Consider the following 13339-nt stretch of genomic DNA (forward strand, 5'->3'; position numbering starts at 1 on the left):
GGACCCGCGGAGTCCTGTCGGTCCAGGTTAGATCGGCCGGGGAGCCCGCCGCTCAGCTCCGGCCCCGGTCCCGGGCCCCGATGCCCAGCACCATGCCGACCGCGGCGAGGTTGGCGATGGCGGCGGTACCGCCGTAGGAGACGAACGGCAGCGGGATGCCGGTGATCGGGGTGATGCCGATGGTCATCCCGATGTTGATGAAGCTCTGGAAGGCGAACCAGGAGGCGACGCCGGTGCAGAGCAGCCGGGCGTAGGGCTGGCTGCACAGCGAGGCGATCCGCAGGATCCGCCAGAGCACCACGCCGATCAGCGCGATGATCAGCGTGCTGCCGATGAAACCCAGCTCCTCCCCTGCCACGGTGAAGATGAAGTCGGTGTGCTGCTCGGGCACGAACCGGCCGCTGGTCTGCTCGCCCTGGAACAGCCCGGTCCCGGTGAACCCGCCGGAGCCCACCGCGATCATCGCCTGGTTGGCGTTGTAGCCGCGGCCCAGCGGGTCCGAGGACGGGTCGACGAAGCTGGTCAGCCGGGCCAGCTGGTAGGCCTTGAGCAGGCCCAGCGACCAGACCGCGACCAGGGCGCCCACGCCGCACGCGGCCAGCCCGGCGATCCAGCGCAGCGGCGCCCCGGACAGCGCCAGCATGCCCAGGTAGGTCGCCCCGATGACCAGCAGCGACCCCAGGTCGGGCTGGAGCATCACCAGCACCGCGGGCACCGCCAGCACCGCCAGGCTGAACAGCACGTCGCGGGAGGTGGGCGCGTGCTCGCCGTCCCGCGGCTCGCCCAGCAGCACCGCCACCATCATCACCAGGCCCAGCTTGGCCGGCTCCACCGGCTGCAGCTGCAGGCCGCCGATGACCAGCCAGGACCGGGTCCCGTTGATCACCGCGCCGAGCGGGGTGAGCACCAGCACCAGGGCGATGGAGCAGAGCACGAAGACGATCGGCGCGTAGGCCCGGACCGTCCGGTGGTCCAGCGCGGTCAGCCCCGCGCAGCACAGCCCGCCGATGGCCGCGTAGAGCAGGTGCCGCTCCACGTAGTGCAGCTGCTCGGCCGGGTCGCCGGGCGTGTAGGTGGCGGCGGCCAGCAGCACGGTGCCGATCGCGACGAGCGCCGCGACCGCGCCGACCAGCGGCCCGTCCACCCGGCGGGGCAGCGCCCCCGCGATGGCGCGGGCCGCGCGCTCACCGGAGGACCTGGGCCGGGGTTGGTTTCCGATGCTCAAGGCGGACCGTCCTCCGGGTCGCTGGGTCGTCGTCGGGTCGGGGCCGGGCTCAGGCGTCCGCGCCCGGGTGGTCGAAGGAGCCGTCCGGGCGGACCTTCGGCAGCTCGGAGCGGGGTTCGCCGCCGGGCAGCGCGGGCTCCACCGGGCCGCGCTCCTCGGGCTCCTCCTTCTCCTCGCCCTCCTCGGCCTCGGCGGCCCCGTCCTCCTCCTTGGTGAAGCCGTAGATCCCGTCGTAGATCTCCCGGGCGATCGGCGCGGCGGTCTCGCCGCCGGTGCCGCCCTTGGGGACCAGGACCACCACGGCCAGCCGCGGGTCGTCGGCCGGCGCGTAGGAGGCGAACCAGGCCGAGGACTCGCTGCCCAGCGCCGAGGCGGAACCGGTCTTGCCGGCGATGGAGACCTCGTCCTGCGGGAACCCGTTGAACGCCCCGGCGGCCGTACCGGACTTGGGCACCTCGGTCAGCGCCGACTGCAGGTAGGACAGGACCTCGCCGGGGATCTGCAGCTCGCCCGCCTTCTCCGGCTCGATCCGCTGCACTTGCTCGCCGTCCGGGGAGACCAGGGCCTTCCCGACCCGGGGCTGCCACAGCGTGCCGCCGTTGGCGATGGCCGCGTAGGCCCGGGCCAGCTGCAGCGGGGTGACCAGCACGTCGCCCTGGCCGATGGAGAAGTTCACCGCGTCACCGGCCCGCCACCGGTAGCCGTCGGTGCAGTTCTCCTCGGCCACCGAGCGCAGGTAGGAGGCGCGCTGCGGGTCGTCGACGTCGGGGTAGCCCTCCTCGGCCCGCTTGCAGCTCTCCTCCTTGGTCGCGTCCCACAGCTCCTTCTTCCAGTCCCGGCTGGGGATCCGCCCGGCGGCCTCGTGCGGCAGGTCGATCCCGGTGGGCTCGCCGAAGCCGAAGCCCTCCGCGGTCTTCCGGAACACGTCGGCCGTCTCCCCGGTCGGCGCGGAGCCGCCGTCGGCCTTCCACTGGTCGTAGGCGAGCTGGTAGAAGACGGTGTTGCAGGAGACCACGATGGCCCGGTGCAGGCTGAGCGAGCCGTGCGTGGTGCCCTCGTAGTTCTCGAAGGACCGGTTGCCGACGCTGATCGAGGAGGGGCAGGCGTAGGTGCCCTCGAGGTCGGCCCCGCCGGCCACCCCCGCGGCCAGCGAGGAGACCTTGAAGGTGGAGGCCGGCGGATACTGGCCCTGGGTGACCCGGGAGGTCAGCGGGTTGCCGGCCTTCTCGCTGAGCAGCTCGTCGAAGGTCTCCTGGTCGATGCCGCCGTTCCACACCGACGGGTCGTAGCTCGGCAGGCTGGCCATCGCCACCACGCCGCCGTTCCGCACGTCCAGCACCACGGCCGCCCCGGCCTCGGTCGGCTTCCCGGAGGACCTGGCCCTCTCGATCCCCGCGGCCAGCGCCTTCTCGGTGATCTCCTGGACCCGCGCGTCCATGTGGGTCACCAGGTGCATGCCGGGCTCGGGGGCCTTCTCCCGGACCACCCCGGTCACCTGGCCCCGGTTGTTCACCGCCAGGGTGCGCACCCCGGCGGTGCCGCGCAGCCGGTCGTCGTAGACCGCCTCCAGCCCGTCCCGGCCCACCTGGTCCACCCCGCTGAACTGGGCGCGCAGCTCCTCGCGGGCCTCCAGCTCCTCCTGGGTGACCGGCTGCAGGTAGCCCAGGACCTGGGCGGCGCCGGTCTCCAGCGGGTAGTCGCGCACGGCGAGCTGCTGCGCGGAGATGCCGGGGAAGTCCTCGCGGCGCTCCAGGATCTGCAGCGCCTCCTGCGGCTCCACCCCCTCGGCCAGGGTGACCGGCTGGTAGGGCGAGCCCGGCCAGCACGGCCGGCTCACGTCCGGGCCGCACAGCCGCATCCGCTTCTGCAGCTCCTCCAGGGGCTCGCCGACCACCTCGGCGACGCGCGCCAGGACCTCCGCGCCGCCGTCCTCCCGCTCGCGCAGGGCGTGGAAGTCGGCCGAGACGACCAGCTCGACCCGGTTGCCGACCATCGGCCGCCCGGCCGCGTCCACGATCAGCCCGCGGGTGGCCGGCACGATCAGGTCCTGGGTCCGGTTGGAGGCGGCCAGCTCGGCGTAGTGGTCGCCCAGCGGCACCTGCAGGTACCACAGCCGGACCGTCAGCACCGCGAGCAGGGAGAGCACCAGGACCTGGGCGGCGATCATCCCGGCCCGCCCGGTGGTGCGCTCCCCCGGCCTCGGCGCGGGCCGGGCGCCGCTGCGCCCGCTCCGGGCGTCCCGGAAGTACCGGCGCTCCTTGCGCTCCTGCCTCATCCGCGCCACCCTCCGCCGATCCGCACCGGCGCCACCGGCGGCCCCAGCCCGTCGTAGCGCTCCGAGTCCAGCAGCCGGAGCAGCCGCTCCGCCGGGGCCAGCAGCACCGGGGCGACCAGCATCGTGGCCAGCACGGTGGCCGGGACGGCGAACGCCGCGGCGGCCCAGCCGACCCGCGGGTCGGCCAGCACCGCGCCGAGCAGCGCGAAGCCGACCGCGGTGCCCAGCGAGGCCGCGGCCGCCACCCCGTACCGGGCCCATGCGCTCCGGACCTCGCTCCGGCCGTGCCGGCTCACCAGGTAGCCGACCAGGCAGTACAGGAGCGCGAACCGCCCGGCCTCGTGGTCGGCGGGGGGCAGCAGGTCGACGGCGAGCCCGCAGGCGAACCCCGCCGCCGCGGCGCCCGCCGGGCCCGAGTGCAGGGCGACCGCGACCAGGACGAGCAGCACCGCGTCGGGCACCGCCCCCCACGGCAGCGGCAGCCGGTCGACCACGCCCACCTGCAGCAGCACCGCGGCCACCAGGAGGACCGCGCTCACCGCCCGCTTCATCCCTGCTCCTCCTTCGGCGGCCGGCCGGCGTCGGTCGGCGGTTCGGAGGGCAGCACCGCGTCCCGCGGGTCCTCCTCCGGGGCGGCCAGCACCACGCCCACGATGTCCAGCGCGTCCAGGTCGACCATGGGCCGGACCTCGGCGGTGCGGGTCAGCGCCCCCGGGGTGTCGCGGACCTCGGTGACCGTGCCCACCGGGACGCCGGGGACGAACGGCGCGCCGTCGTGCGACCCCATGGTGACGATCCGATCCCCCTCGGCGATCTTCGCGTCGGCCCGCAGCAGCTCCAGCTCGGCGGGGGCGCGGGAGTCCAGCGGGTGCGACCGGCCGTGCACCGCGCCGATCTGCCCGGTGGACTCCATCCGGACGCCCACCGACGAGGCGCCGTCGCTGATCAGCAGCACGGTGCTGGTCCGCTCCGCGGCCCGCACCACCCGGCCGACCAGGCCGCCGCCCTCGATCACGGTCATGTTCGGCCGCACCCCGTCGCGGGTCCCCACGTCCAGGGTGACCGCGTCGGCGTAGCCGCCGGTGCCCACCCTGGTCACCGAGCGGGCCGGCAGCATCTCGTAGCCGCCCAGCCCGGACAGCTGGAGCAGCTCCTCCAGGTCGCGGGCGCGGCGGTCGTCCAGGTCCCGGGCGGCGAGCTCGGCGGCGAGCTCGCTGTTGCGCCGCTCCAGCTCGTCGATGCGCCGTTCGGCGCCGGGTGCGGCGGCGATCGCGGCGGCGGCGCCGGTGACCGGCCGGAAGACCACCGAGGCGGCCTCCGACACCGGGGCGAACGCGGCCGCGGCCGCGTGCCGCCCGGCGGAGGTCAGCGGATGCGGCTCCTCGCCGGCGTCCACCGCCATCAGCCCCACCGACGCGGCGGCCAGCACCGCCAGGACCGCCCGGCGGCGGATGCGCTCGCGCCGCATGTCAGCGCCGCCGTTCCGGAACGAGGACCTGGTTCAGCCGCTCGAAGTTCTCCACGCAGGTGCCGGAGCCCAGGGCCACCGAGTCCAGCGCGTTCTCCGCCAGATGGATGGGCATCCCGGTCTCGTGCCGGAGCCGGTCGCCCAGGCCGCGCAGGAGCGCGCCGCCGCCGGTGACCGCGATGCCCCGGTCCATGATGTCCCCGGACAGCTCCGGCGGGCACTTGTCCAGGGTGGTGCGGACCGCGTCGACGATCGCGGTGACCGACTCCTCGATGGCCTGGCGGACGTCGGCGGCCGAGATCACCACCGTCTTGGGCAGGCCGCTGACCAGGTCGCGGCCGCGCACCTCGGCGTGCATCTCCTCCGAGCCGGTCGGGTAGGCCGAGCCGATGGCGACCTTGAGCTCCTCCGCGGTGCGCTCCCCGATCATCAGGGAGAACTCCTTCTTCACGTAGGTGCCGATCGCCTCGTCCAGCTCGTCCCCGCCGACCCGCAGGGACTGGGAGGTGACGATGCCGCCCATGGAGATCACCGCGACCTCGGTGGTGCCGCCGCCGATGTCGACCACCATGTTCCCGGTGGGCTCGTGCACCGGCAGCCCGGCGCCGATCGCGGCGGCCATCGGCTCCTCGACGATGTGCACCCGGCGCGCGCCGGCCTGGTAGCCGGCCTCCTTGACGGCGCGGTGCTCCACCGAGGTGATCCCGCTGGGCACCGCGACCACCACCCGGGGCTTGGCGAAGTGCCGGCGGCGGTGGATCTTCTGGATGAAGTAGCGCAGCATGCGCTCGGTGATCTCGAAGTCGGCGATGACGCCGTCCTTCAGCGGGCGGATCGCGGTGATGTTGCTCGGCGTGCGCCCGATCATCTGCTTGGCGTCCGTGCCGACCGCCACGATCTTGCCGGTGGAGGTGTTGAGGGCCACGACCGAGGGCTCGTTCAGCACGATCCCCCGGCCCCGCACGTACACCAGGGTGTTGGCGGTACCGAGATCGACCGCCATGTCGCGGCCGAGAAAGGCGAGATTGTTGGTCATATATCGTCCTCAGCGGCACCGAAGGCCACGCATCGGCGCGAGGCGGGCAATACGGTCTCGATCGTGCACGGATGTGTATCCAGCACCCGTATCGTAACGCTGAGCACTCAGACCGTTACGCAAACACACCGAATCGTTGCCTTCTTGCCACCACAGAGAACGGATCGGCACCCTCCGGGATGACCCGCCCCGGAAAGGACGCTCCTCCTGCGCCGCTCCGACCTGCGCTTTCCGCCCGGTTCGCGGACGCTCCAGGCGGTTCGGGGCGGCCCCGGCCGGCCCGGAGACCGGCCCGGAAACGCCGAAGGCGCCGGGGGCGAGATCGCCGCCCGGCGCCCGGGGCGCGGGTGACCGCACGGCCGGAGCCGTGCAGGGTCAGTGCTCGAGGTCGGGGAAGAAGAGCTTGATCTCCCGCTCGGCCGAGTAGGTCGAGTCCGAGCCGTGCACCACGTTGGCCTGGACCTCCAGGGCGAAGTCGCCGCGGATGGTGCCCGGGCCGGCCGAGACCGGGTCGGTGGCGCCGGCCAGCGCGCGGAACGCCTCGACCGCCCGCTCGCCCTCGACCACCATGGCGACCAGCGGGCCGCCGGTGATGAACTCGACCAGCGACGGGAAGAACGGCCGCTCGGCGTGCTCCTCGTAGTGCGTCTTGGCGGTCTCTTCGTCCAGCGTGCGCAGCTCCAGCGCGACGATCGCGAGGCCGCGGCGCTCGATGCGGGAGATCACCTCGCCGATGATGTTCCGCCGGACGCCGTCGGGCTTGATCAGGACAAGGGTGCGCTCCACGGTGAATTACTCCTCAGGGCTGATGGGCGTCGGACGGCGCGGGCCCGGTGTTCCGGTCCGCGCACGAGGGGGCTCCGGACGGCCCTGCCGACCGCCACACTACCGCGCCCGCCGCACCGCCCGGCGCGGCTTCGCACAGGCCGCTCATGGCCCCTCTCCCCCGATGATCTTGACGTTGCGGCCCTATCAGAGCGCTCTGATAGGGCCGCAACGTCAAGATCATCGCCCGGGGGCGGGCTTCGCACAGGCCGCTCAGGCCGCCTGGGGGCCGGCCCCGTCCTCCGCGGCCGCCTTCATCGCGTCGGTCCGGCGGCCCAGCACCACCCCGGCCGTCCACAGCCCGGCGAAGACGATGCCCAGCAGCGCCAGCCCGGGCACCAGGAAGCCGCTGACCAGGAAGGCCGCCTGGAGGACCCAGCCGGCGTAGTGCGCCCAGCGGAACCGCTGCAGCCCGGCCAGGACCAGGGCCGCGGCGGCCAGGCCGCCCCAGACCCCGCCCGCGACCGCGGGCGAGAACCCCGCGAGGTTGATCGCGACCGGCACCGCCAGGCCGATCACCACGACCTCGAAGGCCAGCACCACCGCGCAGATCGTCCGCACGTCACTCCCCCTTGAGCAGCAGGCCGGCGTCGCCGGCGGTCACCACGGAACCGGTGATCAGCACGCCGGTCCCGGAGGTCTCCCCGGTCTCCTCGGCGCGCCCGATCGCCAGCTCGATCGCGTCGTCCAGGCGCGGCGCCGCGAGCACCCGCTCGGCGCCGAAGATCGGCTCGGCGATCCGGGCCAGCTCCTCCGGCGCGAGCGAGCGCGGCGAGGAGTTCCGGGTCACCACGATCTCGGTGACCAGCGGCTCCAGCGGTTCCAGGATGCCCTCGACGTCCTTGTCCGCCATGATCGCGACCAGGGCGATCAGCCGGGTGAAGCCGAACGACTCCTCCACCGCCGCCACCGAGGCGGCCATCCCGGCCGGGTTGTGCGCCGCGTCCAGGATGACCGTCGGGCCGCGCCGCACCACCTCCAGCCGGCCCGGCGAGCCGACCTGGGCCAGCGCCTCGCCGACCAGCTCCGGGTCGAGCGCGTCGTCGCCCTCGGCGGGGGCGGCGAACGCCTCCACCGCCGCGATCGCCACAGCGGCGTTGCCCGCCTGGTGCTCCCCGTACAGCGGGAGGAAGAGGTTCTCGTAGCCGCCGCGCAGCCCCTTGACCGTGATCAGCTGCCCGCCGAGCGCGACCTCCCGGTGCGCCACGCCGAACTCCAGGCCCTCCCGGGCCACCGTGGCGCCGGTCTCCGAGGCCCGGCGGACCAGCACCTCGGCGGCGGCCAGCGGCTGCTGCGCCAGCACCGCGATCGACCCGGGCTTGATGATCCCGGACTTCTCCTCGGCGATGCCCTCCACCGTGTCCGGCAGGAAGTCGGTGTGGTCGATGCCGATCGGGGTGACCACGGCCACGTCGCCGTCGGCGACGTTGGTGGCGTCCCAGGTGCCGCCCATGCCGACCTCGATCACCGCCACGTCCACCGGGGCGTCGGCGAAGAGCGCGTAGGCCATCACCGTGAGCACCTCGAAGAAGGAGAGCGGCACGTCGGAGCCCTGGTCGACCATCTGCACGTAGGGCAGCACGTCGTCGTAGGCGGCGACGAAGGCCTCCTCGGAGACCGGCTCGCCGTCCACCACGATCCGCTCGCGCATGGTGCGCAGGTGCGGACTGGTGTAGCGGCCCACGCGCAGCCGCCGCTCACGCAGCAGCGCGTCGGCGATCCGCGCGGTGGAGGTCTTGCCGTTGGTGCCGGTGATGTGGATGATCCGGTAGTTGCGCTGCGGATCACCGAGCAGGTCGAGGACCTCCCGGACCCGCTCGATGGTGGGGTCGATGTCGGTCTCGACCCGGCGGGCCGTGATCTCGGCCATCACCTGCTGGTAGCGCTCGTGCGCGCCGGGCTTGCTCATGGCGTCGCTCTGGTCGGGGTGAACACGCCTCCAGCCTACTGACCGCGCGCGGTGCCGCCGTCCCGCCCCGCGCATGGCCGATCGCACATCCCGGCCCGCGCCCCGGCCCTCCGGCCCGCGCCCGGGGCCCTCCGCCGCCGCTCCCTCCGGCCGGGCGTCCGGCCGCCCCTCCCCCGCGCCCCTCCCGGCGGCCGCCCGGGCGCGGTCCCGCGGTGCCCCTCGCGCCGGCCCCGCCTCCTCCGCCCCGGACCGCCCCCGCGGTGCTGTAGAACTGGCGCATGTCCGATTTCGAACCCGCCCCCGGCGTCTTCACCGAGGAGTGGGACGCCCGCGCCCCCGGTGAGCGCCGCAGCCTGCCCCGGATGGCCGCCCTCCTGCGCGAGCTGGGCGACCCGCAGGACGCGGTGCCGGTGCTCGGCGTGGTCGGCTCCAAGGGCAAGGGCACGACGGCCGCGTTCGCCTCGGCCCGGCTGGCCGCCGCCGGGCTGCGGGTGGTGACCGTCACCGGGCCGAGCCACCGCAGCCACCGCGAACGGGTCCGGGTGGACGGCCGCGCGGTCTCCGCGGAGCGGCTGGAGGCCCTGGCCGCCCGGATCGCCGCGGCCCGGGACCGGCTGCCCGCCCCGGACGGCGGCTACCTGGGCCCCAACGGCCTGTTCCTGGCGGCCGGCCTGGTGGAGGCGGTGCGGATCGGCGCCGACGCGTGCGTGCTGGAGGCCGGGATGGGCGGGCGCCGCGACGACCTGTCGCTGACCGGCCCCCGGGTGGTCGCGCTGGGCTCGGTCTTCGCCGAGCACATCGGCGTGCTCGGGGACACCCCGGCCGAGATCGCCGCGGAGAAGGCCGGCGTCTGCAGCCCGCGCACCGAGGCCTTCGTGCACCTGCCCCAGGACCCCGGGCCGGACCGCGCGATGCGCGCCGCCCTCCGCGAGGCCTGCGCCGGCCGGGTCGCCCCCGAGCAGGTCGACCCCGCCTCCGGCGCCCCCGGCCTGCTCGCCCCCGGCCTCCGCCCGGCCGGGCTCTCCGCCTCCTCCGCGGTGCTCGGGCACGCCGCGGCCGAGCGGATGCTCCGCGTCCTCGGCCGGGACCCCTCCGCCGACGACCCGGCGCGCACCGCCGCCGTGCTCGGCTCGGTCCGCCTGCCCGGCCGCCTCTCCCACCACCGGATCGGCACCGCCCGGCTGATCGTCGACTCCGCCATCGACCGCACCGGGATCCGCGCCGCCCTGGAGCACGCCCGCGCGCACTGGCCCCGGATCGACCACGTGCTGCTCTGCTTCCCCGACCACAAGGACGTCCCCGGCGCCATCGCCGAACTCGCCGGCCTCCCGGTCACCGCCGCCGACCTCCCCCTGGCCCACCTGCGCTTCGACCGCGATCTGCCGCCGCACTGGCACCGGGTGCACTCCACCGACCTGACCCCCGCCTCCGTCGCCGCCCTCGGCGACCACATCCTCGCCCTGGGCACGGTCTACTTCGCCGCCCGCCTCCTCACCCTGGCCGGCGCCGACACCGAGCTCATGTTCGACGCCGGGGCGCACTGAGCCGGCGGCGCGGAGGCGGACACGGCGGCGCCCCGCCCCTCCCCGGAGCGGACCGGGGAGGAGCGGCTTTGCCTACGGCTCAGTACCTCGGCTGGTTTTGAGGGTTGAATTCGTCGAAGCGGACCTTCTCGGCGCCCTTGAGGCGCTTGTCGGTGACCTTGAGGACGTCGAGGCCGCGGTCGATGTCGGAGTTGTAGATGTAGCCGTTGTAGTAGTAGGTGGACCAGGTGTTGGTGTTGGTCTCGATCGAGTCGTCGACGCGGTCGTCGGCGTCGAAGTAGGCGATCTCCTTCGGGGCGGAGAGGTCGTTGAAGTCGATGATCGAGATGCCGCCCTGGTACCAGGACTGGACGAAGTAGTTCTTGCCCTTGACCGGGATCAGCGAGCCGTTGTGCGCGACGCAGTTCTGCTCGGTGCCCTGGTGCCGGTCGATCTTGAAGTAGCTCTCGAAGTCGAGCCGGGGGTCGCCCTTCCCGCCCTTCAGCGCGAAGACCGCGTCGGCGCCGCGCTCCGGGCCGATCTCCGGGGTGCAGGTGGCCGCGCCGCCGCCGCCGAGCTCGTCGGTGAAGAGCACGCCCTTGCCGTTGTTGGTGAAGGTCGCCGAGTGCCAGAAGGCGAAGTTCTCATCGCGGACCCGCTCCACCACCTCGGGCTCGAGCGGGTCGCTGATGTCCATCAGGATGCCGTCGCCCATGCAGGCCCCGGCCGCCAGGTCGCGCTCGGGGAACATGGTGATGTCGTGGCAGCCCTCGGTCGGGCGGAGCAGGCCGTCCTGGTCGTGGTTGCCGCCGTCCGGGAAGAGCACCGGCTCCGCGGCGATCTCCGCCGAGGCCGGGTCGTCCAGCGGCACCTCGATGATGGCCACCTTGTCGTGCGGCGGCTCGCAGTTGGGGTAGCGGTCCGAGGGGGCGTAGGAGGAGACGTAGATGTAGTCGCTCTCGCCGTCCTCGCCCTGCAGCAGGGTGTTGGTGTGCGACCCGCAGTCGGTGCGCACCGCCGAGACGTACTGCGGGGACTCCTTGTCGGAGATGTCGAAGATCCGGATGCCCTCGAAGGCGTTCGGGTCCGTCGGGTCGGACTCGGCGGCACCGCACTCCTCGCCCGCCCGGGGGTAGTCCACCGAGAAGTAGAGCAGGTCGCCGCTGACCGACACGTCGCCCTGCCCGCCGGGGCACAGCACGGTGCTGGTGATCTCCGGTTCGGCCGGGTCGGAGATGTCGTAGATGACGAAGCCGTTGTAGTTGCCGCCGATGGCGTAGTCGCCGGTGAAGGCCAGGTCGGAGTTGGTGCTCTCGAACCCTTCCGGCTTGGGGACGTTCGCCAGGTGCTCGATGTTGTCGCTGGAGATCGAGTCGGCGGGCGGCGCGTCGGCCGCGGCGGGGGGCGCGAAGGCCAGGCTCAGCAGCAGGCCCGCGGCGCCGACCGCGGCGGCGCCGATGCGCCGCAGCCGTCTCGCGGATCTCCGGGGGGATGGCGACATGCGGACTCCTCGTTCAGACGGGGACCCGGGTACCGGAGGCGCACGCCGTCTCGTCCGGCCCCGTTGCGGCCGGCCACGGAAGCGGGCCGCGCGGTCGCTTGGGGGTGGGTGGTGCGGCCGGCCGGTCCTGCTCCGGACCGGCGCGGTGCGGGACGCTTCGGGGACAGGGTCAGGTCCCGCCGTGCTCGAGGGGCTCCGCCCGGAGGCGTCCGAACGGACCGGAGGATGTCGACATCAGACCTCCTTCTCCTTAGGCGGGTACAAGCACACCGAAACACCACGAAAGCTACAGAGGCCGTTCCCGTTCTGTACAGGGGAGCACCACCGGACGGTACATATCCGTCACTTCGCCGCCTTTCCCGCACTTCCCCCGGCTCCCCGTCCGGCCGCCCGGCGGCGGCGCGAGTTCCCACGCGGCAGGGCTTTCCGCGATACGGAGCGCCCCTCGGACCCGGCCGCCCGGGGCGGCGCAGCGGCCCCGGTTTCGGAATCGCGTGAAACACGGTAGTGCGGAACCGAAACCGGGGAAATCCCGCTTCGCGCCTTTCGGAAAGGCCGCCCGGCGGCCTTCCCGGTCCCCCTCCCCTCTGGACAGGACCCCTCCGGAGGCAGTAGACATCGCGGAGAGCGGCGCGGGCGCCACCGGACTCTCCCCGCCGAGTCACGCCCCGCCCGAGAGGAGCCCCCCTGTGCACCGTTGGGTCCCGGCCGCGGTGGCGGCCGCCCTCCTGCTCACCACCGCCTGCTCCGGCTCCGAGGCCGCCGACGCGCCCCCGGTGCTCGACCCCGGCGCGCCCGGGGACACCGCCTCGCCGGCCTCCCAGGAGCAGATCGACGCGGCCGACGCGGACGTCCGGCACAACGAGGCCGACGTGGAGTACGTGCTGAAGATGATCGAGCACCACACCCAGGCCCTGGAGATGACCGACCTGGTCGAGGAGCGGGTGGAGCGGGACTCGGTGGAGAAGATCGCCGGGCGGATCGCCGCCGCCCAGGAGCCCGAGATCGAGGCGATGGAGACGTGGCTGGAGGACAACGTCTACGGCCCCGCCGAGGGCAACCCGAACTACGCCGACCAGTGCGGGCTGACCGCCTGGCGGGACGGGGGCGGTGCGGGCCACCACGGCGGCGGTGACTGCCCGATCGACATCGACCACACCGACATGCCCGGCATGGTCGCCCAGGAGGACCTGGACGACCTGGAGGCCGCCGAGGGCGACGGGTTCGACCGGCTCTTCGTCGAGCTGATGACCTCCCACCACGAGGGCGCCATCGAGATGGCCCAGGACGCCACCGTCGACGGCAAGCACCCCGACGTGCTGCGGATGGCCGACGATGTGGTGGCCGAGCAGTCCGCCGACATCGAGCGGATGGAGCTGGCACTGGAGGACTGAGCCGCGCGCCGGCCCCGCAGGGCCCTGCGGGGCCGGCGGCCGGAGGAGACGGCGAGGGGGCGGGCCCGGTCTCGGGCCCGCCCCCTCAAGGCTCTGCAAGGCTCTGTCGCCGCGGCACTGCGCCGCCGTCGGTGCGGTGCTCCGGGCCGCTGCGGGACGCGGTCAGGCCGACTTCTCCTCCGG

General features: G+C 73.9%; 11 protein-coding genes. 2 read left to right on the plus strand and 9 right to left on the minus strand.

The window, feature by feature from the left end; genetic code table 11:
- Nucleotides 1-52: 52 nt before the first annotated feature.
- The 8 genes from rodA to D459_RS0117990 form a co-directional block, all read right to left on the minus strand.
- A complete protein-coding gene (gene rodA / locus D459_RS0117955) occupies nucleotides 53-1225 on the minus strand; it encodes a rod shape-determining protein RodA (protein WP_017594391.1) in 1173 nt (390 codons plus the stop codon).
- A gap of 49 nt (nucleotides 1226-1274) precedes the next feature.
- Entirely contained in the window at nucleotides 1275-3509 is a 2235-nt protein-coding gene (gene mrdA / locus D459_RS0117960; protein ID WP_020380242.1) for a penicillin-binding protein 2, read from the minus strand.
- On the minus strand, nucleotides 3497-4051 hold the full coding sequence (gene mreD / locus D459_RS0117965; protein WP_017594393.1) for a rod shape-determining protein MreD: 555 nt from the start codon (nucleotides 4049-4051) through the stop codon (nucleotides 3497-3499). The genes mrdA and mreD overlap by 13 nt, the downstream gene beginning before the upstream one ends.
- Nucleotides 4048-4968 (minus strand): rod shape-determining protein MreC, encoded by a 921-nt coding sequence (mreC, locus tag D459_RS0117970; RefSeq protein ID WP_017594394.1) that lies wholly within the window; start codon nucleotides 4966-4968, stop codon nucleotides 4048-4050. Before mreC ends, mreD begins: the two co-directional genes overlap by 4 nt.
- A gap of 1 nt (nucleotide 4969) precedes the next feature.
- A complete protein-coding gene (locus D459_RS0117975) occupies nucleotides 4970-6004 on the minus strand; it encodes a rod shape-determining protein (protein WP_017594395.1) in 1035 nt (344 codons plus the stop codon).
- Between the two features lie 375 nt (nucleotides 6005-6379).
- On the minus strand, nucleotides 6380-6790 hold the full coding sequence (gene ndk, locus D459_RS0117980) for a nucleoside-diphosphate kinase (protein ID WP_017594396.1): 411 nt from the start codon (nucleotides 6788-6790) through the stop codon (nucleotides 6380-6382).
- 252 nt (nucleotides 6791-7042) lie between these two features.
- On the minus strand, nucleotides 7043-7390 hold the full coding sequence (locus D459_RS0117985; protein WP_017594397.1) for a DUF4233 domain-containing protein: 348 nt from the start codon (nucleotides 7388-7390) through the stop codon (nucleotides 7043-7045).
- A gap of 1 nt (nucleotide 7391) precedes the next feature.
- Nucleotides 7392-8738, minus strand: coding sequence for a bifunctional folylpolyglutamate synthase/dihydrofolate synthase (locus tag D459_RS0117990; protein WP_017594398.1), 1347 nt, complete (start codon nucleotides 8736-8738; stop codon nucleotides 7392-7394).
- Between the two features lie 278 nt (nucleotides 8739-9016).
- Here D459_RS0117990 and D459_RS0117995 point away from each other — a divergent pair, with 278 nt between their 5' ends.
- Nucleotides 9017-10282 (plus strand): folylpolyglutamate synthase/dihydrofolate synthase family protein, encoded by a 1266-nt coding sequence (locus D459_RS0117995; protein WP_017594399.1) that lies wholly within the window; start codon nucleotides 9017-9019, stop codon nucleotides 10280-10282.
- A 79-nt stretch (nucleotides 10283-10361) separates the two neighbouring features.
- On the opposite strand, the gene D459_RS0118000 is transcribed toward D459_RS0117995, so the two are convergent.
- On the minus strand, nucleotides 10362-11762 hold the full coding sequence (locus tag D459_RS0118000; protein ID WP_017594400.1) for an LVIVD repeat-containing protein: 1401 nt from the start codon (nucleotides 11760-11762) through the stop codon (nucleotides 10362-10364).
- A 689-nt stretch (nucleotides 11763-12451) separates the two neighbouring features.
- Here D459_RS0118000 and D459_RS0118005 point away from each other — a divergent pair.
- Nucleotides 12452-13156, plus strand: coding sequence for a DUF305 domain-containing protein (locus D459_RS0118005; protein ID WP_017594401.1), 705 nt, complete (start codon nucleotides 12452-12454; stop codon nucleotides 13154-13156).
- The last annotated feature ends 183 nt before the right edge of the window (nucleotides 13157-13339 follow it).

Source organism: Nocardiopsis potens DSM 45234, assembly GCF_000341105.1.
Lineage (GTDB): Bacteria > Actinomycetota > Actinomycetes > Streptosporangiales > Streptosporangiaceae > Nocardiopsis_A > Nocardiopsis_A potens.

Bases quoted from the DNA above. Each gene is read 5' to 3' on its own strand.
- D459_RS0117975 (WP_017594395.1), bottom strand. From the start codon at position 6,004: ATGACCAACAATCTCGCCTTTCTCGGCCGCGACATGGCGGTCGATCTC.
- D459_RS0117990 (WP_017594398.1), bottom strand. From the start codon at position 8,738: ATGAGCAAGCCCGGCGCGCACGAGCGCTACCAGCAGGTGATGGCCGAG.
- D459_RS0118000 (WP_017594400.1), bottom strand. From the start codon at position 11,762: ATGTCGCCATCCCCCCGGAGATCCGCGAGACGGCTGCGGCGCATCGGC.
- mreD (WP_017594393.1), bottom strand. From the start codon at position 4,051: ATGAAGCGGGCGGTGAGCGCGGTCCTCCTGGTGGCCGCGGTGCTGCTG.
- D459_RS0117995 (WP_017594399.1), top strand. From the start codon at position 9,017: ATGTCCGATTTCGAACCCGCCCCCGGCGTCTTCACCGAGGAGTGGGAC.
- mreC (WP_017594394.1), bottom strand. From the start codon at position 4,968: ATGCGGCGCGAGCGCATCCGCCGCCGGGCGGTCCTGGCGGTGCTGGCC.